The organism is Inquilinus sp. NPDC058860 (assembly GCF_042743185.1).
In the GTDB taxonomy this organism is placed as follows: domain Bacteria; phylum Pseudomonadota; class Alphaproteobacteria; order DSM-16000; family Inquilinaceae; genus Inquilinus.
Genome location: NZ_JBHYMS010000013.1, coordinates 1 through 23,205, shown reverse-complemented (window position 1 = coordinate 23,205; position 23,205 = coordinate 1). Strand labels below are relative to the sequence as shown.

The 23,205-nt window shown below is 71.8% G+C and carries 21 protein-coding genes; 12 read left to right on the top strand and 9 right to left on the bottom strand.

Annotated elements, in window-relative coordinates; genetic code table 11:
- Positions 1-166 precede the first annotated feature (166 nt).
- The gene (locus ACFW16_RS11255; RefSeq protein WP_380304843.1) at positions 167-559 is read right to left on the bottom strand and encodes a hypothetical protein; all 393 of its coding nucleotides are present in this window, start codon (positions 557-559) and stop codon (positions 167-169) included.
- Positions 560-651: 92 nt separating this feature from the next.
- Between ACFW16_RS11255 and ACFW16_RS11250 the strand changes: the two genes are divergently transcribed.
- Entirely contained in the window at positions 652-1,377 is a 726-nt protein-coding gene (locus tag ACFW16_RS11250; RefSeq protein WP_380304841.1) for a tRNA-uridine aminocarboxypropyltransferase, read from the top strand.
- Here the strand turns inward: ACFW16_RS11250 and ACFW16_RS11245 are convergent.
- A complete protein-coding gene (locus ACFW16_RS11245) occupies positions 1,374-2,786 on the bottom strand; it encodes a DHA2 family efflux MFS transporter permease subunit (RefSeq protein ID WP_380304839.1) in 1,413 nt (470 codons plus the stop codon). The genes ACFW16_RS11250 and ACFW16_RS11245 overlap by 4 nt on opposite strands.
- A gap of 85 nt (positions 2,787-2,871) precedes the next feature.
- Between ACFW16_RS11245 and ACFW16_RS11240 the strand changes: the two genes are divergently transcribed.
- Positions 2,872-3,492, top strand: coding sequence for a TetR/AcrR family transcriptional regulator C-terminal domain-containing protein (locus tag ACFW16_RS11240; RefSeq protein WP_380304837.1), 621 nt, complete (start codon positions 2,872-2,874; stop codon positions 3,490-3,492).
- A gap of 98 nt (positions 3,493-3,590) precedes the next feature.
- On the top strand, positions 3,591-5,774 hold the full coding sequence (gene katG, locus ACFW16_RS11235; protein WP_380304835.1) for a catalase/peroxidase HPI: 2,184 nt from the start codon (positions 3,591-3,593) through the stop codon (positions 5,772-5,774).
- Between the two features lie 56 nt (positions 5,775-5,830).
- On the opposite strand, the gene ACFW16_RS11230 is transcribed toward katG, so the two are convergent.
- Complete coding sequence (locus ACFW16_RS11230; RefSeq protein WP_380304833.1) at positions 5,831-8,026, bottom strand: hypothetical protein; 2,196 nt, start codon at positions 8,024-8,026, stop codon at positions 5,831-5,833.
- Positions 8,027-8,378: 352 nt separating this feature from the next.
- Positions 8,379-9,425 (bottom strand): SDR family oxidoreductase, encoded by a 1,047-nt coding sequence (locus ACFW16_RS11225; RefSeq protein ID WP_380304831.1) that lies wholly within the window; start codon positions 9,423-9,425, stop codon positions 8,379-8,381.
- A gap of 119 nt (positions 9,426-9,544) precedes the next feature.
- On the opposite strand from ACFW16_RS11225, the gene ACFW16_RS11220 reads away from it, so the two are divergent.
- Together ACFW16_RS11220 and ACFW16_RS11215 are read left to right on the top strand one after the other, a co-directional pair.
- Positions 9,545-10,450 carry a LysR family transcriptional regulator gene (locus tag ACFW16_RS11220; RefSeq protein ID WP_380304829.1) on the top strand — a complete coding sequence of 302 codons (906 nt, stop codon included), beginning with the start codon at positions 9,545-9,547 and terminating at the stop codon, positions 10,448-10,450.
- An 83-nt stretch (positions 10,451-10,533) separates the two neighbouring features.
- On the top strand, positions 10,534-11,457 hold the full coding sequence (locus ACFW16_RS11215) for a DUF4436 family protein (RefSeq protein ID WP_380304827.1): 924 nt from the start codon (positions 10,534-10,536) through the stop codon (positions 11,455-11,457).
- Between the two features lie 26 nt (positions 11,458-11,483).
- Here ACFW16_RS11215 and ACFW16_RS11210 read toward each other — a convergent pair whose 3' ends face one another.
- Entirely contained in the window at positions 11,484-11,831 is a 348-nt protein-coding gene (locus ACFW16_RS11210; protein ID WP_380304825.1) for a GFA family protein, read from the bottom strand.
- 208 nt (positions 11,832-12,039) lie between these two features.
- Here ACFW16_RS11210 and ACFW16_RS11205 point away from each other — a divergent pair, with 208 nt between their 5' ends.
- Genes ACFW16_RS11205 through ACFW16_RS11190 form a run of 4 tightly spaced genes read left to right on the top strand, consistent with a single transcriptional unit; the run spans position 12,040 to position 15,440 of the window.
- Positions 12,040-13,557: an MDR family MFS transporter gene (locus tag ACFW16_RS11205; protein ID WP_380304823.1), complete on the top strand. Its 1,518-nt coding sequence runs from the start codon at positions 12,040-12,042 to the stop codon at positions 13,555-13,557.
- A gap of 60 nt (positions 13,558-13,617) precedes the next feature.
- Positions 13,618-14,160, top strand: a complete 543-nt coding sequence (locus tag ACFW16_RS11200; protein ID WP_380304821.1) for a methylated-DNA--[protein]-cysteine S-methyltransferase — start codon at positions 13,618-13,620, stop codon at positions 14,158-14,160.
- Positions 14,161-14,201: 41 nt separating this feature from the next.
- Complete coding sequence (locus tag ACFW16_RS11195; RefSeq protein WP_380304819.1) at positions 14,202-15,053, top strand: helix-turn-helix domain-containing protein; 852 nt, start codon at positions 14,202-14,204, stop codon at positions 15,051-15,053.
- A gap of 27 nt (positions 15,054-15,080) precedes the next feature.
- Complete coding sequence (locus tag ACFW16_RS11190) at positions 15,081-15,440, top strand: VOC family protein (protein ID WP_380304818.1); 360 nt, start codon at positions 15,081-15,083, stop codon at positions 15,438-15,440.
- Between the two features lie 139 nt (positions 15,441-15,579).
- Here the strand turns inward: ACFW16_RS11190 and ACFW16_RS11185 are convergent, their stop codons facing one another.
- The 3 genes from ACFW16_RS11185 to ACFW16_RS11175 all read right to left on the bottom strand — a co-directional run bounded on the left by ACFW16_RS11185 (position 15,580) and on the right by ACFW16_RS11175 (position 18,670).
- The gene (locus ACFW16_RS11185) at positions 15,580-15,954 is read right to left on the bottom strand and encodes a c-type cytochrome (RefSeq protein WP_380304816.1); all 375 of its coding nucleotides are present in this window, start codon (positions 15,952-15,954) and stop codon (positions 15,580-15,582) included.
- An 86-nt stretch (positions 15,955-16,040) separates the two neighbouring features.
- Positions 16,041-18,203, bottom strand: coding sequence for a molybdopterin cofactor-binding domain-containing protein (locus ACFW16_RS11180; protein ID WP_380304814.1), 2,163 nt, complete (start codon positions 18,201-18,203; stop codon positions 16,041-16,043).
- Between the two features lie 14 nt (positions 18,204-18,217).
- The gene (locus tag ACFW16_RS11175; RefSeq protein WP_380304812.1) at positions 18,218-18,670 is read right to left on the bottom strand and encodes a (2Fe-2S)-binding protein; all 453 of its coding nucleotides are present in this window, start codon (positions 18,668-18,670) and stop codon (positions 18,218-18,220) included.
- Between the two features lie 247 nt (positions 18,671-18,917).
- Here ACFW16_RS11175 and ACFW16_RS11170 point away from each other — a divergent pair, with 247 nt between their 5' ends.
- The 3 genes from ACFW16_RS11170 to ACFW16_RS11160 are packed head-to-tail and all read left to right on the top strand — an operon-like array spanning position 18,918 to position 21,118.
- Complete coding sequence (locus tag ACFW16_RS11170; RefSeq protein WP_380304810.1) at positions 18,918-19,337, top strand: hypothetical protein; 420 nt, start codon at positions 18,918-18,920, stop codon at positions 19,335-19,337.
- An 18-nt stretch (positions 19,338-19,355) separates the two neighbouring features.
- The gene (locus tag ACFW16_RS11165; RefSeq protein ID WP_380304808.1) at positions 19,356-20,294 is read left to right on the top strand and encodes a diacylglycerol/lipid kinase family protein; all 939 of its coding nucleotides are present in this window, start codon (positions 19,356-19,358) and stop codon (positions 20,292-20,294) included.
- On the top strand, positions 20,294-21,118 hold the full coding sequence (locus ACFW16_RS11160) for a metallophosphoesterase family protein (protein WP_380304806.1): 825 nt from the start codon (positions 20,294-20,296) through the stop codon (positions 21,116-21,118). The genes ACFW16_RS11165 and ACFW16_RS11160 overlap by 1 nt, the downstream gene beginning before the upstream one ends.
- 141 nt (positions 21,119-21,259) lie before the next feature.
- On the opposite strand, the gene ACFW16_RS11155 is transcribed toward ACFW16_RS11160, so the two are convergent.
- Positions 21,260-22,957, bottom strand: coding sequence for a hypothetical protein (locus tag ACFW16_RS11155; RefSeq protein ID WP_380304804.1), 1,698 nt, complete (start codon positions 22,955-22,957; stop codon positions 21,260-21,262).
- Positions 22,958-23,205 lie beyond the last annotated feature (248 nt).

The window sequence follows — 23,205 nt, the reverse complement described above, 5'->3', positions numbered from 1 at the left end:
TGAGTCCGCGAGCACCGGAAGCGCTCGAGCCCGCCGTCAGACGGCCGCGCCAGCACCGGCGCGTCCTCCGGGTCGCGGCGCTCGTCGCGTTCGCCGGCCAGGATCAGCACCGGCAGCCCGTCGAGCCGCGGGAAGTCCCGCTCCGGCCAGGGCGGCTTCGGCCGCATCAGGATGGCGCCGGCGGCGAGGCCGGGCCGCAGCGCCAGCAGCGCCGCCGCCATGATCGCGCCGTTGGAGAAGCCGGCCAGGATAGGCGGCCGCGCCACGCCAGGCCGTGACGCATCACCGCTTCGGCGACGAAGCCGCCGAGATGGCCGGCCCTGAGCGCCAGGTCCCCGGTGTCGAGCGTACGGTCCGGGTGGCGGCGGAAGAAGGCCCAGCCGTCGCCGACCGGCACCTGGCCGCGCGGCGCGATCCAGGTTGTGTCGGGGGCGACCGCGGCGGCGAAGCCGGTCATGGCCTGCTCGTCCATCTCGCTGCCGTGCAGCAGCAGGAGCGGCGGCGCTTCCGCGGCGCCGCGACGGAACAGGTGCTGGAACGGCGTCGCACCGGTCGTCATGGCTCCTCCCCGGCCGAAGTGTGCCATGCCGAGGCCCGGCGCGCGACCGTTCCCCGCTTGCCAGCGCCCCGGGACTGCGCTTCAACACCGCCATGACCGACCCCATCGACACGAACGACATCGAGCCCGCGGCGCCGGACGCCGAGTGCCCGCGCTGCCTGAAGCCGACGGCGCTGTGCGTCTGCGACGGTGTGGTGCCGGTCGAGAACCGGATCGGCCTGCTGATCCTGCAGCACCCGCAGGAGCAGGCGAAGGAGCTGGGCACGGCGCGGCTGACCGCGCTGCACCTGACCGATGCCGTGTTCAAGATCGGCCTGTCCTGGCCCAGCCTGGCAGCGGCGCTGGGCCAGCCGGCCGACCCGAAGCGCTGGGCGGTGCTGTATCTCGGCTCGATGCGGCCGGAGGATTTCCCGCCGGGACGCGAGCTGGTGGTGCTGGACAGGAAGGGCGCGCCGCTGCCCGAGCAGGAGGCGGCGCTCGACGAGATCGAAGGCGTGGTGGTGCTGGACGGCACCTGGAGCCAGGCCAAGACGCTGTGGTGGCGCAACGCCTGGATGCTGAAGGGCAAGCGCATCGCCCTGAGGCCGCAGCGCCCGTCGCTGTACGGCAAGCTGCGGCGCGAGCCCCGGCGCGAGGCGCTGTCGACCCTGGAATCCGCGGCCTTCCTCTTGAGCCGGCTGGAGGGCCGGCCGGAGATCGAGACCGCCCTTCTCGCCAGCTTCGCCCGGATGCTCGACCGCTACCGCGCCGCCCAGCCGGCGCGGCCGCCCCGGCCGGACCGGCGACGGCCAAGCCAGCGCCGCGGCCGGTCCCGTTAGGACCGCCGCTCCGCCCGGAGCAGCATCATCGCCGGCAGCAGCGGCAGCGCCGCGACCAGCGCCAGGATGCCGTGCGTGGCGTCGAAGGCGGCCAGCGCGCCCATCGGATAAGGCGGTCCCGGCGGCAGGAACAGGCCGAACAGCGCCACCGCCAGCGCCGCGCCGATCGAGGCCCCGGTGCGGTCGAGGATGTTCAGCAGCGGCACCCCGTCCGGCACGCGCTCCTTCGGCAGCGAAGCCAGGGCCACGGTCATCGCCGGCATCGCCGCCAGCACCATGCCGAAGCCGCGCACCGCCAGCACGGCGGAGAGCCAGAGATAGCTGGTCCGGGCCTCCAGGAAGGCCAGCGGCACGGTGCCGAGCACGGTCAGGATGGTGCCGGCCATCACCAGCCGGCCGCCGCCGAAGCGGTCGGCCAGCCGCCCGCTGAGCGGCATGGCGAGCGCGATGCCGAGATCCTGCGGCAGGATCAAGAGGCCGGTGGTGAACACCGTCTCGTGCCGCACCAGCAGGTAGTAGAGCGGCAGCGCGATCTGCGCCCCGTACACGGTGAAGCCGCCGCAGAACAGGATCAGCCCGGCCGGACCGAAGACCCGTTCGCGCAGCAGGCGGATGCGGATCAGCGGCGCCTCCATCCGCCGCGCCCGCAGCGCGAATCCGGCGATCAGGGCGAGGCCCAGCAGCAGCGCGCCGTCCGCCGCCGCGGCGCCGAGGCCGCCGGCCTGGGCGATGGCGAAGACGCCCCAGGTCATCAGCGGCAGTCCGAGGGTCAGCAGCACCAGGCCGGGAATGTCGAGCCGGCCCGCCGGGCCGGCCTCGGCGCGCGGCAGCCAGCGCCAGCCGGCCAGGAGGGCGGCGAGGCCGAGCGGCACGTTGATCCAGAACAGCCAGGGCCAGCCCTGCCAGGCCAGGAGCGCGCTGCCAACGGTGGAGCCGATCGCCGGGGCCAGCACCACCACGATGCCCATCGTGCCCATCAGCCGGCCCATCCGCCCGGGCCCGGCCGCCATGCCGAGCAGCATCTGCCCGACCGGCACCAGGAGGCCGCCGCACAGGCCCAGCAGCACCCGCGCCGCGATCAGCTGCCCGGCCGTGGCCGACAGGGCGCAGGCGGCCGAGACCAGGATGAACAGGCCGAGGCTGGCGAGCCACAGCCGGGTCGGCCCGGCCCGCCGCGCCGCCCAGGCGCTGACCGGGATCGAGGCGGCCAGCGCCAGCAGGTAGCCGGTCGCCACCCACTGCATGGTGTCGAGCGACACGCCGAAGCCCTCGCCCATCGGCGCCAGGCCGATGTTCACGATCGAGGTGGTGAGGCGCGACAGGAAGCCGCCGACCACCAGGATCGCGGCCTGGCGCCACAACGCGGCCGGGATCCCTTCCAGCGGTGCGGCCGGGGCGAGGGAAGCCATGGCAGATCCTTATCGATGATAAATTTATCAATGATAAGGAACCGAGCGCGGCTAGGCTGTCAAGCGGCGGAGTGAGGAGCAGATGATGAAGCTGCAGCGGGACGTGGTGATCCGGACGGCGTTGGATCTGCTGGACGAGGTCGGCATCGACGGGTTGAGCACCCGCCGCCTGGCCGAACGCCTCGGCGTGCAATCCCCGGCCCTGTACTGGCATTTCCGGAACAAGCGGGCGCTGCTGGACGCCATGGCCGCGGCGATGATGGAGGAGGCCGGGATGCGGCGGACGGTCGAGCCCGGCGCCGACTGGCGCGCCTGGGTGGCGGACGATGCGCGCCGGTTCCGCCGGGCGCTGCTGTCGCGGCGCGACGGCGCCCGGCTGCACGCCGGCACCCGGCCGGAGCCGGCGGAGTTCGCCGCGGTCGAATCCGAGACCGCCGCCCTGTGCGCCCTGGGCCTCAGTCCGGCCGACGCGCTGCGCGCCGAGATCGCGATCGGCCGCTACGTGGTGGGCTGGGTGCTGGAGGAGCAGGCCGACGCCGCCGACGTCAACGAACGCGAGGGGGAACGGATGGCCGCCGCCGATCTGGCCGCCTATCCGATGCTCGCCGCGGGCATGGCGGCGGTGCGCGGCGGCGACCCGGATGCGGAGTTCGACCACGGCCTCGGCCTGCTGCTCGACGGCATCGCGGCGAAACTGGCGCGCTGACGCCGGCACCACCCATTCGCCCTTGGCCAAAGCGCCGCGTTGGTTTTAGAATTTGGTTTTAGAATAATTCAAAACTGCGGAACCCGATCGGAGGGAACATGGCTAGCGAAGGCAAGTGCCCGTTCACAGGCGGTCCCCGCGCCCACACCAACCGGGACTGGTGGCCGAACCAGCTGAACCTTCAGGTTCTCCACCAGCACTCCGCCCTGTCCGACCCGATGGGCGAGGCGTTCGATTACGCCAAGGAATTCAAGACCCTCGACCTCGATGCCGTGATCAAGGACCTGCATGCCCTGATGACGGATTCGCAGGATTGGTGGCCGGCCGATTTCGGCCATTACGGCGGCCTGTTCATCCGCATGGCCTGGCACAGCGCCGGCACCTACCGCATCGGCGACGGCCGCGGCGGCGGCGGGCGGGGCCAGCAGCGCTTCGCGCCGCTCAACAGCTGGCCGGACAACGTCAATCTCGACAAGGCGCGCCGGCTCTTGTGGCCGATCAAGCAGAAATACGGCCGCAAGCTCTCCTGGGCCGACCTGCTGATCCTGACCGGCAACGTCGCGCTCGAGTCGATGGGCTTCAAAACCTTCGGCTTCGGCGGCGGGCGCCCGGACACCTGGGAGCCCGATCAGGACATCTTCTGGGGCCCCGAAGGCAAGTGGCTGGCGGATGAGCGCTACAGCGGCGAGCGCGAGCTGCAGGGCCATCTCGGCGCCGTGCAGATGGGGCTGATCTACGTCAATCCGGAAGGCCCGAACGGCAATCCGGACCCGGTCGCCGCGGCGCGCGACATCCGCGAGACCTTTGCCCGGATGGCGATGAACGACGAGGAGACGGTCGCCCTGATCGCCGGCGGCCACAGCTTCGGCAAGACCCATGGCGCCGGCGATGCGGCCCTGGTCGGCGTCGAGCCGGAAGGCGCCGATATCGTGGAGCAGGGCCTGGGCTGGAGGAGCACGCACGGCACCGGCTTCGCCGGCGACGCGATCGGCAGCGGCCTGGAAGTCACCTGGACCTCGACGCCGACGAAGTGGAGCAACGAGTTCTTCAAGAACCTGTTCCAGTATGAATGGGAGCTGACCAAGAGCCCGGCCGGCGCGCAACAGTGGCGGCCGAAGGATGGCGCCGGCGCCGGCGCGATCCCGGATGCGCACGACCCGTCGAAGCGCCATGCCCCGGCGATGCTGACCACCGACCTGTCGCTGCGGTTCGACCCGGCCTACGAGAAGATCTCGCGGCGCTTCCTCGAGCATCCGGAGGAGTTCGCCGACGCCTTCGCCCGCGCCTGGTACAAGCTGACCCATCGCGACATGGGGCCGAAGGTGCGCTATCTCGGCCCGCTGGTGCCGAAGGAGACGCTGATCTGGCAGGACCCGGTGCCCGAGGTCGACCACCCGCTGGTCGACGCGCAGGACGTCGCCGCGCTGAAGGCGAAGGTGCTCGCCTCCGGCCTCACCGTGCCCCAGCTGGTCTCCACGGCCTGGGCTTCGGCGTCGACCTTCCGCGGCTCCGACAAGCGCGGCGGGGCCAACGGCGCCCGCATCCGCCTGGCGCCGCAGAAGGACTGGCCGGTGAACCAGCCGGACCAGCTGGCGACGGTGCTGGCCAAGCTGGAAGCGATCCAGCAGGAGTTCAACGCCTCGGCGTCCGGCGGCAGGAAGATCTCGCTGGCCGACCTGATCGTCCTCGCCGGCGGCGCCGCGGTCGAGAAGGCGGCGAAGGATGCCGGGCAGGACGTGCAGGTGCCCTTCACCCCGGGCCGCACCGATGCGTCGCAGGAGCAGACCGACGTCGCCTCCTTCGCGCCGCTCGAGCCGAAGGTCGACGGGTTCCGCAACTATCTCGGCGAGACGTTGCTGGCCCTGACGCCGGAGGAGATGCTGGTCGACCGGGCGCAGTTGCTGACGCTGACGGCGCCGGAGATGACGGTGCTCGTCGGCGGCCTGCGCGTGCTGGGCGCCAACACCGGGAACGCCCCGCATGGCGTCTTCACCCGGCGGCCGGGGGTGCTGACCAACGACTTCTTCGCCAACCTGCTCGACATGGGCACGCAGTGGCAGCCGTCCTCGGATGCCGAGAACGTGTTCCAGGCCCGGGACCGGAAGACGGAAGAGCTCAAATGGACCGGCACCCGCGTCGACCTGATCTTCGGGTCGCACTCGCAGCTGCGGGCGCTGGCCGAGGTCTATGGCAGCGCCGACGCGCAGGAGAAGTTCGTGAGGGACTTCGTGGCGGCCTGGGCCAAGGTGATGGAGCTCGACCGCTTCGATCTGGCCCGGTGACGGTGACGAGATGAGGCTCCCTGCCAAAGCGGGGAGCCTCCGCTCGGGTGCCGATCCTAGGCCGGTCCGCCGCGGCTGAGGGTGAAGGCCTCGAAGTCGCCGCTGTCGAGATACTGCAGCCGGCTCCAGCCGTCGGTCGCCATCGCCGTGACCTTTTCCAGCGAGGCGAAGGCGGCGACGTTGCATCCGCCGGGCAGGCAGCCGGCCGGCAGGTTGGCGTCCATCAGCCCCTGCGCGCCCTGTACCGTGCTGTGGCTGCCGACCAGGCCCACCGGGGCGTCGAGGATTTCGAACACCTTCTGGTCGACCCGCTTGGTGATGAAGCTGTAGGTGGCGAAACCGTTCTTATGCTTCGCCCGCCACGGCAGCAGCACCACGTCGCCCGGGGAGAAGCCGAGCACACCGCAGCACGGGTCGGCCGACGCCATGCCGATCGCCGGCGCGTCGATCTCGGCATAGGTCGGATTGTTGTCGACATGCACGGTCACGACCATGGCGTTGCCGTCGACCAGGCCCAGCGGGGCGGCGCCGACGGTGGTGATCGTGCCGGCCAGGTTGTCGACATCCGGCACGAAGTAGCGGATGCCGAGTGCCGCGATGTCGACCGGGGCGCCCGCGGTGTCGAACAGCTCGAGCCGGATCTCGAACTTGCCCGACCGGTCGGTGCCGACCTCCGCGCCGCCGGCGTCGTAGGCGATGCCTGGCGCCGGCAGCGTGGTGTCGAACACGCCGTTCTGGTAGTCGACCGGCGCGATCACCGGCCCCCAGACGCCCTGCGGCGGCAGCGCCGGCGGGATCTCGAACAGGTTGGCCGCGGGGGCTTCCGGCGGCGACAGCGGCCCCAGCTTGTACAGCGCGCTGACCGGCTGACCGCCGCCGCCGTCATAGGTGTAGTGGCGGCCGACATCGCCGAGCATCGGGATCCAGTCCGGGGTGCCGGCGCGGCGCCAGAACAGGCGGTAGTACTTGACCCCCAGCGTCTCGCGCAGGCTGTTGTCGAACAGGAGCTGCGGCCGCAGCACGCCGCCGAACGGCGCCCCGTCCCCGGTCAGGCCGCGATTGGCCGGGGTCGTGACGCCCTGCAGCGCGTCCGAATTGCCGAAGATCGCGTTCATCGAGGTCTGGCCGATCGCGGTGAACAGCACCCAATTGTCGCCGGCCACCACCGGCTCGCAGGGCGGGCAGGTGCGCGCCAGCGGGTGGTGCGTGACCAGCGTGACCTCGCTGCCGCAGGCGTAGTTCCACCAAGTGTAGCAGGGCACCGGCGTCGGCCCGTAGATGACGATGTCCCACCACAGGAAACGCTGCTTGACCTTGAAGTACAGGTCCGGCGTGTCGTGGTTGTGGCAGCCCTGGAAGAACAGCGTGTGGAAATGGCCACAATCGTCGGTGTGCGCCGTGGCCACCAACTGCTTGGTGAAGAAGCCGGGGAACAGGATGCAGAAGATCGGCCGCAGCAGCAGCTCGTGATCCAGGAGAACGCGTTGGAAATCGAGGTCGCTGCCCGTCCGCGCGGCGAAGCGCAGGGTGCCGGCCTGGTCCAGCCCGGCCAGGGCGGTCGCCGCCTCGGCATGGCTGTGCATCATCTGCGGCGCGGTCTCGGGCCCGAGGCGGCGCAGCACGGCATCGCCCCGGAATGGGTCCGGGCCGGGGCCGGGGGGCGGGAACGGCCCGGGGAACGGGCCCGGCAGCGGATCCGGGACCGGGTCGGGCAGCGGCACCGGATGCAGGATCAGGTCGCGCAGCCGGTCGAGCACCAGCTTCGGCAGCTTCGGCAGGATGATCGGGAAACGGTCGACCTCATAGACCTCGACCGTGGCGTCGCAGACCGGCAGGTCGATGCTCTGCCCGCCCAGCGTGGTGCGCTTCAGCACCGTGCCCCGGACCACGCACAGGCCGCGGAGCCAGCACAGGATGGTGTCGAGGGCGACCGGGATGTCGATCGCCAGGCGCTCGGCGCCGCGGTCGACCCGCAGGTGGCGCTCGACCGCGCCGCGGCGCATCAGCTCGGCGACCGAGCGCTCCTCGCCCTCCAGCCGCGGGCCCACCAGCAGCCGGAGACTGGTGCCCTCGGCGCCGATCGGCACGCGCAGGGCGACCTCGCCCTTCGCGTCCAGCGGCTTCACGTCCAGCAGCTTGCCGCCGCGGGAATAGGCATAGACGGCGAGCGACGCCTTGCGGGCGCGCTCGTCGTCCGGCAGCGCCACGCGGACGGCGACGCCCTGGTCCTTGGTTTCGGGTTTCCTTACCATACAGGCCTCCTGGGTACGGAGACCGGCGACCGGCCGGCCTCGCATGTGGGAGGCAGGTGCGAAACGGGGTCCGGCTGCGCACGGTCCGGCATCGCCCTGTCGCCAGCGGCATGGGCGTCCGGTCCGCAATTGGCCTCGCATTGCCCAGGAGATATCGCGACGGCCGATCCTTTGCCGTCCATACGTCTTCTTGTGAATATCAGTCGATCGGCGCAGTCGGAGAGCGCAATCGCCCCTGCCGACTAGAACATGACCATCATATCAAATTATTCACACCCGATATCGAAGCTCCCGCAATACCGGGAGCCTCTCTTCTCTACCACTCGATTGCGGCTTTGTTGTGCTGCATCCGTCACGGAATGATCCGGCGCCGGCGCAGGTCGCGGAAGATGTCGAGGAACATCGTTTCGGTGTCGACCGTGTCGTGGAAGCCGAAGCGCTGCGACTTCGAGGTGTCGCCGAACATGTCGTAGTCGAAGCCGAAGACGAAATCGGCGAAGCGCCAGGACGACACGTCGCGATACGGCGTCGGCGCCAGCCCGTGCCTGGCGATCATGGACCGCCACAGCGGCTCCTTGTCCGCCATCATCGTCTCGAGCGGCATCGGCAGCGGCGGCGCCGTCTCGAGCTCGAAGAAGCGGGCCAGGCGCGGCCACAGGTCGGTCCACCGGAACAGGTCGCCATTGGCGATGTTGAAGGCCTGGCCGGCGGCGCGCGGATCGGTCGCCGCCCAGACCGTGGCCCGGGCCAGCAGGCCCGAATCGGTCATCTGCAACAGCTTGTCATAGGCGCCGGGCTTGCCGGGAAACCGGAACGGCACGCCCAGCTCCTTCGCCATCGACGCGTAGACGGCGATGGCGACCGCCAGGTTCATCGGGTTGCCGAGCGCTGTGCCGCCGACCACGGCCGGCCGGATCGCCGACCAGTTCCAGCCCCGGGCCGCGGCCCGGGCCTGCAGCCAGGCCAGCTGATCGATCATGAATTCCGGCGGCATCGGGCCGGGGTCGTCCTCCCGCGCCGGCGTCTTGAACGGGCCGAGATGGCCGCCATAGACCTTGTAGCCCTGCATCAGGCCGACATGGCGCAGCCCGGGTGCTTCGGCCGTCTCCACCGCATTGACCAGCATGGCCAGGTTCGGCGCCACCAGCTCGGCCCAGCTCGGCCGGTCCTGGAAGGCGGCGTAGAAGATGTGGGTGACTTCGCTCAAGGTCCCGAGCTTGTCCCGCGCATCGGCGGGGTCGAGCAGGTCGACCGCGACATGCCGGACCCGCCCCGAGGCGTCGCCGCCGCGGCGCGACAGTCCGATCACCTGCCACTCCTCCAGCGTCGCCAGATGCTCCACCAGGTTGCGGCCGATCACCCCCTGGGCCCCGACCACCAGTGCCGTCTTCCGGTCCATCGCTGTCTCTCCGTGCCGATCGCCCGCGGGCTCCGGCCCAGAGATCATTCATTCGGACGGCATTGAGTAGTGGCGCCGATCGACTATCATCCATAAGCACGACTTTGGGATGATCGGCCATGGACCGGTTCACCACGATGGCCACCTTCGTCCGGGTGGCGCAGCTCGGCAGCCTGTCGGCGGCGGCGCGGGAGCTCGGCCTGACCCAGCCGGCGGTCAGCCAGCAGGTGGCGGCGCTGGAGCGGCGGCTGGGCGTCCGCCTGCTCAACCGCAGCACCCGCCGACTGGCCCTGACCGAGGCGGGCGAGCGCTACCACGCCCAGGCCCGGCGCATCCTGGAGGCGGTGGCCGAGGCCGAGGACGGGCTGGCCGAGGCGTCCGACACGCTGACCGGCAGCCTGCGCGTGCACGCGCCGGCCGGGCTGGGCCAGGCGCATCTGGCGCCGATCCTGATCGGCTTCCAGCGGCGCCATCCGGAGCTGGCGGTCGAGCTGATCGCCGATGACCGCTATGCCGACCTGATCGGCGAGGGCGTCGACGTCGCCATCCGCCTCGGCGCCCTGGCCTCGCCCGGCATGGTGGCGCGCCGCCTGGCGACGCTGCGGCGGATCCTGGTGGCCGCGCCGGACTATGTCGCCGCCCATGGCAGCCCGGAGACGCCGGAGGAGCTGGCGCGCCACCCGCATGTCCGCTTCAGCTGGGCGGCGGCGGGCGACGCGGTGCCGCTGGTCGGCCCGGACGGGCCGCTGGAGGTACGGGTGCGGTCGCGCTTCCTGGCCAACAACGCCTTCGTGCTGGTCGAGGCGATCCGTGCCGGGATCGGCATCGGCGGCGCCCAGCTGCCGCTGGTGCAGCCGCTGCTCGACCGCGGCGCGCTGGTTCGGGTGATGCCGGGCTACGCCTATGCGCCCCTGGAGGTGCATGCCGTGTACCCCTCCGGCCGCTTCGTGCCGCGCCGGGTCCGCGCCTTCGTCGACCATCTGGCCACGGCACTGCCGGGGATACCGGGGCTAGACCGGGATTAAGGCTTAAGGCGTAATGGCGCCGATCGGACCTTGCCGCCCCGGCCCGGGCTTTGAAATGATCCCGCAAACCCGGGTGCGAGGCCATGGAAGACGTCTCCGACAAGCCGGCCGGCGATGCAGCCGGAGGCGAAATCCCACGAGCCCTCTCGGCATCGCCGTTGCGCCGGGCCATCGTGCTGGCCGTGCTGCTGGCGGGGTGCGCGATCGCTTATATCCTCATCCTGGCCCGGTTCGACGTGTCGAGCGCGCCGGCCGAGACCGAGTTCGGCGCCCCGGCCGGGGAGGCTCGGGTCAGGCTCTATGTGCAGCCGATCGAGGTCGACCCGGTCAACGATTCCGTGCAGATGCGGATCAGCGTGACGCCCGATCCCTCCCTGGCCAGTGCGGCGACCGCGACCGCAGACCACGATTTCCTGATCAGGATCAAGCGCGGCAAGCAGATCGAACATGTGCAGATCGGGGCCGGCCAGCCTCTTCCCGAGGTCACCTTCGAATTCGATCTCGAGGACGGCAATGTGCGCGACTATCCCCTGGACCGGTATGGATCCGCCATGACCTTGGCGGCGAGCGAGCGAAACCCGGACGACAGCGAGGCGCCGCTGCCGATCCGTGTCACGGTCTGGGAAGGCCTGCTCGGCTACACCGTGAAGGCGCAGCAGGCGGCGGCAGAGACCGCCGGTGACCTGCAGCTTCAGTTCGCGATCCGCCGCACGGGGGCCGTCTCGTTCTTCGGCATCGCGATCTATGGTGCCATCGTCGTGATGGCGCTCTGCGCCCTCGTCATCGGCGGCCTCGTCTTCATCGGCATGCGGAGGATCGAGGTCACGCTCGCCGGTGCGCTCGGCGCCGTGATCTTCGCGCTGCCCGCACTGCGCAGCGCGTTGCCGGGCACGCCGCCGCTGGGCGTCCGCGCCGACATCCTGATCTTCTTCTGGGCCGAGATCGGGGCGATCATCGCGTTCTGCCTGTTCGTCTCCGCCTGGGCGCGACGCGGCCCCCGGCCCTGAAGCGGCCGATTCCCGGCGCCGGACCGTCACATCGACCGGCCGTCGAACTCATGCACCGGCACCGCGGCGAGGTCGATGTCCTCGAGGCAGCGGATGTTGATGTAGGCCGACCGCTCCGCCCCCGACGCGGTGTCCTCGGCGAAGGGGTGGATGCCGCAATTCCGGCAGAAGCGGTGCTGGATGGCGTGGCGGTTGAACAGATAGGTGCCGAGATCCGCCGGCGCCGCCTGCACGCGCAGGCCGTGATGCGGCACGGCCCAGAGCAGCGCCCCCTTGCGCGAGCAGATCGAGCAGTTGCAGGCAACGGCGCCGGTCAGCTCGCCCTCGACCTCGAAGGCGACGCGGCCGCAATGGCAGCTTCCCTTGTAGAGCATGGTCCCCTGCCCGTGCCGTCTCCTCCAGAAAACTGGACCGGCCGGCGCCCGTGGGCAATCCCCGCGGCCGGGACAAGGGCGTGGCCGCCGGATGCATGGCAGCTCTGCACCCCCATCCGCCGGCCCGGAGTCGGATGTAGGATGGGTGATCCGTCATCCGCAGAGACCCGCCCGCCGCACCGGCCCGACCCGGGCCCGGAGGAACGCCATGTCCACTGCCGTCGACCGGTCGAAGCGACCGTTCCTGATCGCCTCGATCATGCTGGCGACCTTCATGATCGCGATCGAGGCGACGATCGTCGCCACCGCCATGCCGCGCATCGTCGGCGAGCTGGGCGGCTTCACCTATTACAGCTGGGTGTTCTCGGCCTTCCTGCTGGCCCAGACCACCGCCACCGTGATCTACGGCAAGATGGCCGACGTGTTCGGCCGCAAGCCGGTGCTGATCGGCGGCACGGCGGTGTTCCTGGCCGGGTCGGTGCTGTGCGGCTTCGCCTGGTCGATGGGGTCGCTGATCCTGTTCCGGCTGCTGCAGGGGCTGGGCGCCGGGGCGATCGCGCCGGTGACCATGACCGTGATCGGCGACCTGTACAAGCTGGAGGAGCGCGGCCGCGCCCAGGGCATGATGGCCAGCGTCTGGGCCACCTCCGCCGTGATCGGCCCCCTGGCCGGCGGCGTCATCGTCGACACCCTGTCCTGGGCCTGGATCTTCTGGATCAACCTGCCCTTCGGCGTGCTGACCATCGCCGGCTTCATCCTGTTCCTGAAGGAGAAGATCGAGCCGCGCGAGGTGCGCATCGATTACGCCGGCGCCGGGCTGTTCACCGTCGCCGTGGTGTCGCTGCTGGTGATCCTGACCGAGACCGATGCCGGCGCCCCGCTGCTGGGCGGGCTGGCGCTGTTGTTCCTGCTGTCCGGCTGGCTGTTCCTGCGGCAGGAGCGGCGGGCGCCGGAGCCGATCATCTCGATCGCGCTGTGGGGCCGCCGGCTGATCGCCACCAGCAACGCCGCCACCCTTCTGGCCGGCATGGCGCTGATCGGCCTGACCACGATCCTGCCGGTCTATGTCCAGGGCGTGCTGGGCCGGTCGCCGATCGTCGCCGGCTTCACCCTGACCATGCTGGTGGTCGGCTGGCCGATGGCGGTGATGCTGTCCAGCCGCTTCTACCGCGCCTTCGGCATCCGCCGCACCCTGCGCACCGGCAGCCTGCTGTTCCCGGTCGGCGCCGCGGTGCTGCTGTTCCTGACGCCGCAGAGCCACCCGGCCCTGGCCGGCGCCGGGTCGTTCCTGATGGGCTTCGGCATGGGGCTGATCAGCCTGACCACCATCGCCGTGGTGCAGGACAGCGTCGACTGGTCGATGCGCGGCAGCGCCACCGCGTCGATCATCTTCGCCCGCAGCCTGGGCAACACCATCGGCGCCACGGCGCTGGGCGCGGTGCTGAACCTCGGCATCGCCCATTTCGGCAGCGGCGCCCTGGCCGCCGGCGTGCACGACGTGCTGAACCGGCCGGACGGGCTGGCGGACCTAGCGGCCGACCCGTCGGTGCGCGCGGTGTTCGACCAGGCGCTGCACTGGAGCTTCTGGGGCGTCGCCGGGGTGGCGGTGCTGACCTTCGTCGCCATCTGGCTGATCCCGATCGCGCCGCGGCCGGCCGGAGCCAGGCCGCAGGAGGCGGAGATCGAGGCGGCGGCGGAGCCCGGGCCGGCCACCGTCGGACACTGACCGAGTTTGACCGCAAGAACCGGGCCGACCGACCGGGAGGCGGGTGGTAGGATCCGGCCCATGAGCGAGCATCTCTACACCCTGTTCGAGACCGCCATCGGCCCCTGCGGCATCGCCTGGGGCCCGCGCGGCATAACCGGCGTGCAGCTGCCGGGGTCGAGCCCGGAGAAGACGCGGATGCGCCTGCTCCGCCGCTGCCCCGGCACGGAGGAAGGCGCGCCCCCGCCCGGGATCGCCCGGGTGATCGAGCGCATCGGCGCCCTGTTGCGCGGCGAGCGCATCGACCTGTCCGACGTGCCGGTCGACCTCGACCGCGTGCCGGAGTTCGAGCGCCGGGTCTACGCCATCGCCCGCGCCATCCCGCCGGGGTCGACCATGACCTATGGCGAGATCGCCAGGCGACTGGGCGACCCGCTGCTGGCCCGCGACGTCGGCCAGGCGATGGGGCACAACCCGTTCCCGATCGTGGTGCCCTGCCACCGGGTGCTGGCGGCCGGCGGCAAGCCCGGCGGCTTCTCCGCCCCCGGCGGGGTCGACACCAAGCTGCGCATGCTGCGGATCGAAGGCGCCGCGGCCGCCGCCCAGGCCTCGCTGTTCGACTGACCGGGCTTGCCGGAGACCACAGGCGCGCGCAGACTCCGCACATGCCCGCCGAGCAGATCCTGCAGCGCCCGTCGATGACGGTGTACGACTACCGGTGCAGCGCCGGGCCGGACGACCGTCCGTTCACCGAGCTGCACACGGGTCATTCCGTCTCCTATGTCCGGCGCGGCAGCTTCGGCTGCCGCCAGCTGGGCCGGGCCGACGAGCTGGTGGCCGGGTCGGTGCTGGTCGGTCATCCGGGCGACGAGTATGCCTGCAGCCACGAGCATCACCATGGCGGCGACGAGTGCCTGTCCTTCGAGCTGGCCCCGGCGCTGGTCGAGGCGGTCGGCGACGACCGCGCCGCCTGGCGCGCCGGGGCGATGCCGCCCTTGCCCGGGCTGATGGTGCTGGGCGAACTGGCCCAGGCCACGGCCGAGGGCCGCAGCGACCTGGGGCTGGACGAGGTCGGCATCGCCCTGACGACCCGCTTCCTCGCCCTGGTGACCGGGCGAGAGGCACGGCCGGCCGAGCCGGCGGCGCGCGACCGCCGCCGGGCGGTCGAGGCGGCGCTGTGGATCGACGCGAATGCCGACCAGCCGGTCGACCTGGACGGCGCGGCCCGGACCGTCGGCCTCAGCCCCTTCCACTTCCTGCGGATCTTCGCCCGCAGCCTGGGCGTCACCCCGCACCAGTACCTGGTCCGCGCCCGGCTGCGCCGCGCCGCCCGCCTGCTGGCGGAGGACACGCGGCCGGTCACCGACATCGCCTACGACGTCGGCTTCGGCGACCTGTCGAACTTCGTGCGCAGCTTCCACCGCGCCGCCGGCGTCTCGCCCCAACGTTTCCGCAAGGCGGCCCGGGGCGACCGCAAGATATTCCAAGAAAGGCTGGCCCCGATCGCCGCAGCCTGACCTCCGGCTCACGACGGAGGTTCTGCCATGTACGACCATCTCGGCCTGAAGGTCCGCGACCTCGACGCCAGCCTGCGCTTCTACGAGGCGGTGCTGGCGCCGCTCGGCCACGGGGTCTGCTCCCGCGGCGATGCCGATGCCGGCCTCGGCCCGGCCGGGGCGCCGGCGCTGTGGCTGTACCGCTCCGGGGCAGCGGGCGCGGGGACCCATGTCGCCTTCCGCGCCCCCGACCGGACGGCGGTCGACCGCTTCCATGCCCAAGGCCTGGCCGCCGGCGGCCGCGACAACGGCGCGCCCGGGCTTCGGGCCGACTACGGCCCGACCTATTACGCCGCCTTCCTGATCGACCCGGACGGCAACAATGTCGAGGCGGTGTGGATGGGGTGACGGGCGGATGGGCCGGAGGCGAAGCCGGCGGTCATCAGAATCCGCCTCGCCCATTTTATCCTCCCCCTCCCCCTACCCCCTCCCGCGGGGGGAGGGGGAGAGTAGAAGGGCGGGATCGCGCGATCTGGCTTCGCCAGCCCTACGACGCCCCCAGCGTCTTCAGATAGGCGATGATGTCGGCGCGGTCCTGCGGGTTGGTCACGGCGCCGGCGGTCATCTTGGTGCCCGGCACCGCCTTGTTCGGCGCGGCCAGGAAGGTGTCGAGCGTCGCCTCGTCCCAGGGCTTGGCGTAGGCGGCCATGGCCTTGGAGTAGGTGTAGCCGGCGACCGTCCCGGCGGTGCGGCCGAACACGCCGGAGAGATGGGGCCCGAGCTTGTTCTGCTCGGTCACCGTGTGGCAGGCGCTGCAGCGCGAGAACAGGGTCTGGCCCCGCGCGGCATCGCCATCGGCCAAGGCCGGCGTGCTCGCGCCAGCCACCAGCAGGGCCGCGAGGGCCCACTGCGTCAGCTTCATTTCCGTCTCTTCCTCTTCCTTCGGGATCCCGGATTCCGTCCGGGTTGCGCCGGCGGGAGCCGCGGCCCCCGCCGGAGTTCAGCCTGTCACGAGGACGACTTCAGCAGATCCGTGTCGAACGGCAGGGCGCGCAGGCGCTTGCCGGTGGCGGCGAAGATCGCGTTCGCCACCGCCGGGGCGACGGCGGCGGTGGCGGTCTCGCCGATGCCGCCGGGGGCCTCGGCGCTCTTGATCAGATGGGTCTCGACCACCGGCACCTCGTCGATCCGCATCGGCAGGTAGGTGTCGAAATTGCCCTGCTCCACCCTTCCGTTGGCGAAGGTGATGTTGCCGTGCAGCGCCGCGGTCAGGCCGAAGATCGCGCCGCCCTGGACCTGCGCCTCGATCGTGTCCGGGTTGACCGTCAGGCCGCAATCCACGGCGCAGACCAGGCGATGAACCTTGATCGACCCGTCGCCCGCCACCTCGACCTCCGCCACCATCGAGACATAGCTGCCGAAGGCGAACTGAACCATCACACCGCGGCCGTGGCCCTTCGGCATCGGCGTGCCCCAGCCGGCCTTCTCCGTGGCCAGGGTCAGCGCCGCCAGGGCCCGCGGATTGTGGCCCAGCAGCGCCTTGCGATACGCGACCGGGTCCTGCTTCGCCGCGGCCGCCAGCTCGTCGATGAAGCTTTCGACCACGAAGACGTTGTGGGTCGGGCCGACCCCGCGCCACCAGGAGGTCGGCACGCCCTGCGGCTCGACCCGGACATATTCGACCCGGATCGCCGGGAAGGCGTAGGGCGGCTCGGCCGCGGCGTCGACCGCGTCCGGGTCGATGCCGTTCTGGAAGCCCGGCGGGAAGTAGCGCGCCATGATCGAGGAGCCGGCGATGCGGTGGGTCCAGGCCACCGGCTTGCCCTGCGCGTCGAGGCCGGCCGCGAAGCGGTCGTAGTAGTACGGCCGGTACATGTCGTGCTGGGTGTCCTCCTCGCGGCTGTAGACCACCTTCACCGGGCCGTCGACCTGCTGCGCCACCTTGACCGCATGGGCCACGCCGTCGACCTCGAGCCGCCGGCCGAAGCCGCCGCCCAGCAGGTGGTTGTGGACCTGCACCTTCTCCTTCGGCAGGCCGGTGATCTCGGCGGCGACGCCCTGGGCCATGGTCGGCACCTGGGTGCCGACCCAGATGTCGCAGCCGTCCTTCCGGACATGGACGGTGCAGTTCATCGGCTCCATCGTCGCATGGGCCAGGAACGGCACCTGGTAGATCGCCTCCAGCCGCTGCGCCGCGCCGGCCAACGCCTTCTCGGCGTCGCCGTCGTTGCGCGCGACGGCGCCGGGCTTCTTCGATTCCTCCTCCAGCGCGCGGACGATGTCGGCGCTGCCGACGGCGGCGTTCGGGCCGTCATCCCACTGCACGGCGGCGGCCTCGAGCCCCTTCTTGGCGGCGCCCATATGGTCGGCGACCACGGCCACCGCCGCGTCGGTCTTCACCACCTGGCGCACGCCCTTGACCGCCATCGCCGCGGCCTCGTCGACGGTCTTCGGCTTGCCGCCGCTGACCGGGGAGATGGCGATCGCTGCCACCTTCATGCCCGGCAGCTTGACGTCGATGCCGAACTCGGCCTTGCCGTTCACCTTGTCCGGCGAGTCCAGGCGCTTCACCGGCGTGCCCAGCAGGGTGAAGTCCTTCGGGTCCTTCAGCGCCACGCTCTTCGGGTCCGGCGGCGGCAGCGTCGCGGCCAGGTCGACCAGCTCGCCATAGCTCAGGCTGCGCCGGCCGTCGGTGATCGCGCCGCGCTCGGCCTTCAGGGTCTTCGGATCGACCTTCCATTGCTGGGCGGCCGCGGCGATCAGCATGGTGCGGGCGACCGCCCCGGCCTGACGCAGCGGCGTCCAGAAGGCGCGGATCGAGGTCGAGCCGCCGGTCGCCTGGCTGCCCAGCAGCGCGTTGCCGTAGGCCGCATCGTCCGGCGGCGAATGCTCGAGCCGGACCTGGTCGAGCCCGACCTCCAGCTCCTCCGCCAGCAGCATGGCCTCGGCGGTGTAGATGCCCTGCCCCATCTCGGCCGACGGCATCACCAGGGTCACCAGCCCCTTGGGATCCATGCGGATGAAGGCGTTCGGCGCGAAGCGGTGCGACACCTGGGTCTCCGCCAGGGCCAGCGCCGGCGGCAGGGCGACGGTGAGGGCCAGTCCGCCGCCGAGCGCGGCGCCGACCTTGAGGAACCCGCGGCGGTCGAGGGTGTGCGAACCATCAGGCATGGTCTGTCCCTCCTTCAGGCCGCGGCCTTGTGGATCGCCGCGCGGATCCGCTGATAGGTGCCGCAGCGGCAGACATTGCCGGACATGGCGGCGTCGATGTCGTCGTCCGTCGGCTTCGGCGTCTCGGCCAAGAGCGCCGCGGCCGACATGATCTGGCCGGACTGGCAGTAGCCGCACTGCACCACCTCCAGCTCCAGCCACGCCTTCTGCAGCGCCTTGCCCTGCGGCGTCTCGCCGACCGCCTCGATCGTGGTCACGGCGCCGTCGCCGACGCTGTCGACCGGGGTCTGGCAGGAGCGGACGGCCTGGCCGTCGACATGCACGGTGCAGGCGCCGCACAGGGCCAGGCCGCAGCCGAACTTGGTGCCGGTCATGCCGAGCACGTCGCGCAGCACCCACAGCAGCGGGGTGTCGCCGTCGACATCGACCTCGTGCGGGGTGCCGTTGATCTTCAAGGTGAAAGCCATGGCTGCCTCTCGGGTGGCTGGGGCTTACGGGACGCAGCCGGCCTGGACAGCGCCGGCCGGCTGCATTTCATCGGTATGGTCTGCGACTGTTTGCGAAGCTCGGCTGCGCCCCGCCGGCCATCCATGGCCCGGCACCGCGCCCGACTTCCGATTCGCCGTCAGCTTAAGACGAAACACGGCGGAAACGCAGCGAAACATCGCGGCCTTCGACCATTGAAGAAACCGGCGCCCCGCACAATTCATCAGCATGAGCCCGCTGATCCGCCTGGCGCTCGCCGCCGGCCTCGCCGCGGCGGCCGCCCCCGCCGTCCCGGCGCCCACAATGGCGCAATGCATCGTCGACCCGTCGCAGATCGGCAGCCCCTGTGCCGGCGGCATCGGGTCGCCGCCGATCGTCCGCGGCCGCCCTCCGGCGGTCCAGCCGATCACCCCGCCGGGGCAGCTCCGCCCGCCGCAGCTGGCGCCGTTCCGGCCGCAGCCGGTGCCGGCGCCGCGCGAGGCGGAGAGCCTGAGCCGCAAGGCGCCGAGCACGCCCTTGCTGCCGCTGCCCTCGGCCGGTGCCGCCCAGCGCTGCGTTACCATGTATGGCAGCTGCCCGATCCCGGGCGGCGCCATCCCCAGCACCGCCTGCACCTGCGAGGGCGGCACCACCGGCACCGCGCGTTGACCGGCTGAGGACGGCCCGATGCGCGTGGCGCTGGTGCTGAACGGCGCCGCCGGCGCCCTGCTCGGCCGGCCTCCCGAAGCCGTCGCGGCGCGGCTGCAGCAGATCCTGGCCGACGCCGGGCACGAGCCGCGCGCGGCCGTGGCCGAGGGGCCGGCGCTGTGCCGGGCGCTGGACGCCGCCGTCGCCTCGGAGGCCGAGGCGATCCTGGTCGGCGGCGGCGACGGCACCATCATCGCCGCCGCCGAGCGCCTCCTGCCGGAGAACCGGGCCGGTCCCGGCCGCCCGCTCGGCATCCTGCCGATGGGCACCGCCAACCTGCTGGCCCGCGACCTCGGCATCCCGCTGTCGCCCGAGGCGGCGCTGCCGGCGCTGCTGGCGGGCGCCACCCGGCGGATCGACGTCGCCCTGGTCAACGACCGGATCTTCCTGAACAGCTCGCTGCCCGGCATCGCCCCGCGCATGGTGCATCAGCGCGAGCGGATGCGGCACGACCCCGGACCGATGAAATGGCTGCGGCTGGTCCGCTTCTTCTTCCGCGGCTTCGACCACGGCCCGCGGCTGCATGTGGTGCTGCAGGCGGACGGCCGGCCGGTGCGGCTGATCACCCGCACCCTGGCGATCACCAACAACCCGCTGGCCGAAGGCTTCGCCGCGCTCCACAGCCGCGTCGCGCTGGACGGCGGAACGCTGGGCGTCTACGCCGCGCGGATCGACCGCCGGCTGGACCTGTGGCGCCTGATCGCCCGCATCGTCGCCGGCACCTGGCAGCACGACCCGGCGGCGGCGGCCCTGGCGGCGCGCCGGGTGAACGTGGTCTCGCGCCGCGCGCGACTATGGGTCGCCAATGACGGGGAGAACCATCTCTTGGCGACGCCCCTGCGCTATCGCATCCTGGCCAAGGCGCTGACCGTGATGGTGCCGCGTGCCGATCCCGACAAGCCCGACACCCCGGAGTGATGAAGAGCGTCGCCCACATCTCCGACCTGCATTTCGGCCGCACCGAGCCGGCCCTGGTCGAGGCCCTGCTGGCCGAGCTGAAGGCGCTCGAGCCCTCGGTGATCGCCGTCTCGGGCGACCTGACCCAGGATGCGCGCAGCGGGGAATTCGCGGCCGCCCGCGACTTCCTGGACCGGCTGCCGGCGCCCTATATCGTGGTGCCGGGCAACCACGACATCCCGCGGCACAACCTGCTGTCGCGCTTCACCAAGCCGTTCTCGCGCTATCGCCGCTTCATCACCCCGGACACCGCGCCGCTCCTGGTCCAGGACGGGATCGTGCTGATCGGCGTCAACACCGCTCGGCGGCTGGTGGCGCATTGGAACTGGTCGCACGGGTCGATCAGCCTGGAGCAGATCGAGCGGGTGCGCGAGACGCTGCGCGCCCTGCCGCGCGGCATGCTGAAGGTGGTGGTGGCGCACCACCCCTTCCTGCCGCCGCCCGACGCACCGGAGACCAAGCTGATCGGGCGGGCCGAGACGGCGCTGCGCGTCTTCGCCACCGCCGGGGTCGACCTGATCCTGACCGGCCACCTGCACCGCGGCTTCTATGGCGAGGTCACCACCCATCACGGCCGGGTGCGGCGGCCGATCCTGGTGGCCCAGGCGGCGACCGCGACCTCGAGCCGGCGGCGCAACGAGCCGAACGCCTACAACCGCATCCTGCTGGACGGCGACCGGCTGACGCTGGAGCCGCGGCGCTGGGACGGCGCCGGCTTCGTGCCGATGCCGGCGCACGGCTTCGAGAAGGTGAAGGGCCGCTGGACGGCGGTGGCCTCGGGGTGAGCGCTCTCACACCATCCCAGCGCCCAGCGCCGGGCCAGGCAAGCAGGCCGACAGGCATCGCGCTGTGCCATTCTCCTGCCCCGTCGGCATTTTGAACCGGCGCAGGACGCAGGGGGTGTGCGATAGCCGGGCTGACGCCCCCTACCCTCCTCCTCCCATGAAGCCCGCCGCGACCCGGGCGCCGCCGACGCCGCCGCCGATCACGATGGCGATCACGATCCGGATCATCGTGTCGATCTGGTGCCGGAGGATCGCCTTCTTGCGCGACCGGTCGCCCTCGATCTTCTCGACCAGCTCGACGAACATCTTGGACAGGTTCTCCTTGAACGCCGGCTGGCTGTGCCGGCCCTGCACGAACAGGCGGATCTCCTCCTGCATCCTGGTCTTGACGTAGGGCAGCAGATTCGCCAGGTGGCCGCTCTCCCCGCCGTGATAGCGCAGCTGGCTCAGGCTGCCGTCGTGATCGCGCGAGGTCAGCAGCCTGGCGACCTCGGCGAAGGCGGCGTCGGTCCGCGCCTTCAGGTCCTTGGCCCGCTGCTCGAACGATTCCCAGTCGCCGGTGATGCCGCTGTAGGCGATCACGGTCCCGGCCTGCGCCGCCAGCCCGTCCGCCCCGGCGGCGCTGGGCTTGATCGGGATCTCGCCATACAGCTGGTTGGCGTTCGGCGACCAGTCGAAATCCGCCCAGTACCGGCCCTTCGGCCCCATCACCTCGATGATGTAAGTGGTCGTGCTGGGCCCCGAAGCCCCGATCAGGCCGAGATCGGTGACCTGCCGGATCTTGGCGTGCTTCCATTCGTCGACGGCGACCGCCCTGGCGGGATCGAAGCGGGTCTCCACCGGCTCATAATGCTTCGGGATGGCCGGCAGCGGCGGCACCGCCGCCCCGCCCGGGCGGGCGTCGGGATCGGCCATGGAGAACACCGGCGGGGCGTGGACCCCGGCGGCCGGCGTCGCGTCCGCCGCGGCGACGGCCGGGCCCATGGCCGCGGCGGCGACGGGCTTCGCCCCCTCCAGCGCCGTGGTCGCGGCCGCCGCGGCCAGCAGCTGCCGCCTCCGGCCGGCATCGTCGGCCGCGACGCCGCCGGTCACGACCTGGGCGATGGCGGCCTGGGCCGCTTTGGCGCCGAGGTCGTCGAGCGTGCCGCCGGCGGCGTCGCAATGGGCCGCCATCAGGCGCCCGGCGGCCTCGGCGTCGTCCTCATCCGCCCCGGCCAGGGCGGCGAGATGGGCGGCCGCCGCCACGCGCTCCGCCCGGACCGGATCGTTCGCGCCGCGCATCGCCCACGCGGCGGCCTTGGCCGCGGCGACCGCGGCCTGCTGCCGGTCCGGCGCCGCGGCGTTGGCCGCCTCCAGCGCCCTGACCGCGGCGGCGATGCGGGGCCGGGCATCGCCGGACACCGCCGCCAGCTCCCCATCCGCGGCCTGGGCCTGCCGCCCCTGCCGGCGCAGGGTCGCCTGCAGCTCGTCCCGCTTCCGTCGCTCGTACTCCAACGATGCCTGGATCGCCGTCTGGTCCGGGTCCGAGGACGCCCTGGCCAGATCCGCCTCGCGCGCCGCGATCGCGACCTCGGCGAGGTCCAGCGCGTTCCGGGTCTGCGCCACCTGGGCGGACAGTTCTTCGGCCTGTTTCCGGACGAGCTCGACCCGCTTCTCCGCCGCCCGGGCGGCGACGGCGGCCAGCCCCTCCGCCGGGATCTTCTTCTCGATCAGCAGCTCCCGGGCGGCGGCGTTGATCGCGCTCAGCTCGGGCCCGAGGGACCGGCGGTCCTGCCCCGCCACCCCGGCCTGTGCGGCCGCCAGCCCGGCGCCGGCCGCGGCATGGGCCGCAACGGTCACAGCGGTCCGCGACTCCGCCGCCGTCGGAACGTCGGTTCCCGTCAGCAGCCCATGGGCCCAGAGGTCCGGAGGCCCGCCGGCAGTCACGGCGGCGTAGGCGGCGGCGATCGCCGCCGGGCGGCCATCCAGGCATGCGGCCGTATCGACGACGGCCCGGGCGGCGTCCGTGGCCGCCCGGGGTCTCCAACGCAATGACGGCACCGATCGAGACCACCCGGGCGGACGCACAGCCCGAGACGGTGCTGGAA

What these genes read in the sequence shown, in the direction of transcription:
- ACFW16_RS11255 (WP_380304843.1), bottom strand. Translation starts at nt 559, where the DNA reads ATGACGACCGGTGCGACGCCGTTCCAGCACCTGTTCCGTCGCGGCGCC.
- ACFW16_RS11250 (WP_380304841.1), top strand. Translation starts at nt 652, where the DNA reads ATGACCGACCCCATCGACACGAACGACATCGAGCCCGCGGCGCCGGAC.
- ACFW16_RS11245 (WP_380304839.1), bottom strand. Translation starts at nt 2,786, where the DNA reads ATGGCTTCCCTCGCCCCGGCCGCACCGCTGGAAGGGATCCCGGCCGCG.
- ACFW16_RS11240 (WP_380304837.1), top strand. Translation starts at nt 2,872, where the DNA reads ATGAAGCTGCAGCGGGACGTGGTGATCCGGACGGCGTTGGATCTGCTG.
- katG (WP_380304835.1), top strand. Translation starts at nt 3,591, where the DNA reads ATGGCTAGCGAAGGCAAGTGCCCGTTCACAGGCGGTCCCCGCGCCCAC.
- ACFW16_RS11230 (WP_380304833.1), bottom strand. Translation starts at nt 8,026, where the DNA reads ATGGTAAGGAAACCCGAAACCAAGGACCAGGGCGTCGCCGTCCGCGTG.
- ACFW16_RS11225 (WP_380304831.1), bottom strand. Translation starts at nt 9,425, where the DNA reads ATGGACCGGAAGACGGCACTGGTGGTCGGGGCCCAGGGGGTGATCGGC.
- ACFW16_RS11220 (WP_380304829.1), top strand. Translation starts at nt 9,545, where the DNA reads ATGGACCGGTTCACCACGATGGCCACCTTCGTCCGGGTGGCGCAGCTC.
- ACFW16_RS11215 (WP_380304827.1), top strand. Translation starts at nt 10,534, where the DNA reads ATGGAAGACGTCTCCGACAAGCCGGCCGGCGATGCAGCCGGAGGCGAA.
- ACFW16_RS11210 (WP_380304825.1), bottom strand. Translation starts at nt 11,831, where the DNA reads ATGCTCTACAAGGGAAGCTGCCATTGCGGCCGCGTCGCCTTCGAGGTC.
- ACFW16_RS11205 (WP_380304823.1), top strand. Translation starts at nt 12,040, where the DNA reads ATGTCCACTGCCGTCGACCGGTCGAAGCGACCGTTCCTGATCGCCTCG.
- ACFW16_RS11200 (WP_380304821.1), top strand. Translation starts at nt 13,618, where the DNA reads ATGAGCGAGCATCTCTACACCCTGTTCGAGACCGCCATCGGCCCCTGC.
- ACFW16_RS11195 (WP_380304819.1), top strand. Translation starts at nt 14,202, where the DNA reads ATGCCCGCCGAGCAGATCCTGCAGCGCCCGTCGATGACGGTGTACGAC.
- ACFW16_RS11190 (WP_380304818.1), top strand. Translation starts at nt 15,081, where the DNA reads ATGTACGACCATCTCGGCCTGAAGGTCCGCGACCTCGACGCCAGCCTG.
- ACFW16_RS11185 (WP_380304816.1), bottom strand. Translation starts at nt 15,954, where the DNA reads ATGAAGCTGACGCAGTGGGCCCTCGCGGCCCTGCTGGTGGCTGGCGCG.
- ACFW16_RS11180 (WP_380304814.1), bottom strand. Translation starts at nt 18,203, where the DNA reads ATGCCTGATGGTTCGCACACCCTCGACCGCCGCGGGTTCCTCAAGGTC.
- ACFW16_RS11175 (WP_380304812.1), bottom strand. Translation starts at nt 18,670, where the DNA reads ATGGCTTTCACCTTGAAGATCAACGGCACCCCGCACGAGGTCGATGTC.
- ACFW16_RS11170 (WP_380304810.1), top strand. Translation starts at nt 18,918, where the DNA reads ATGAGCCCGCTGATCCGCCTGGCGCTCGCCGCCGGCCTCGCCGCGGCG.
- ACFW16_RS11165 (WP_380304808.1), top strand. Translation starts at nt 19,356, where the DNA reads ATGCGCGTGGCGCTGGTGCTGAACGGCGCCGCCGGCGCCCTGCTCGGC.
- ACFW16_RS11160 (WP_380304806.1), top strand. Translation starts at nt 20,294, where the DNA reads ATGAAGAGCGTCGCCCACATCTCCGACCTGCATTTCGGCCGCACCGAG.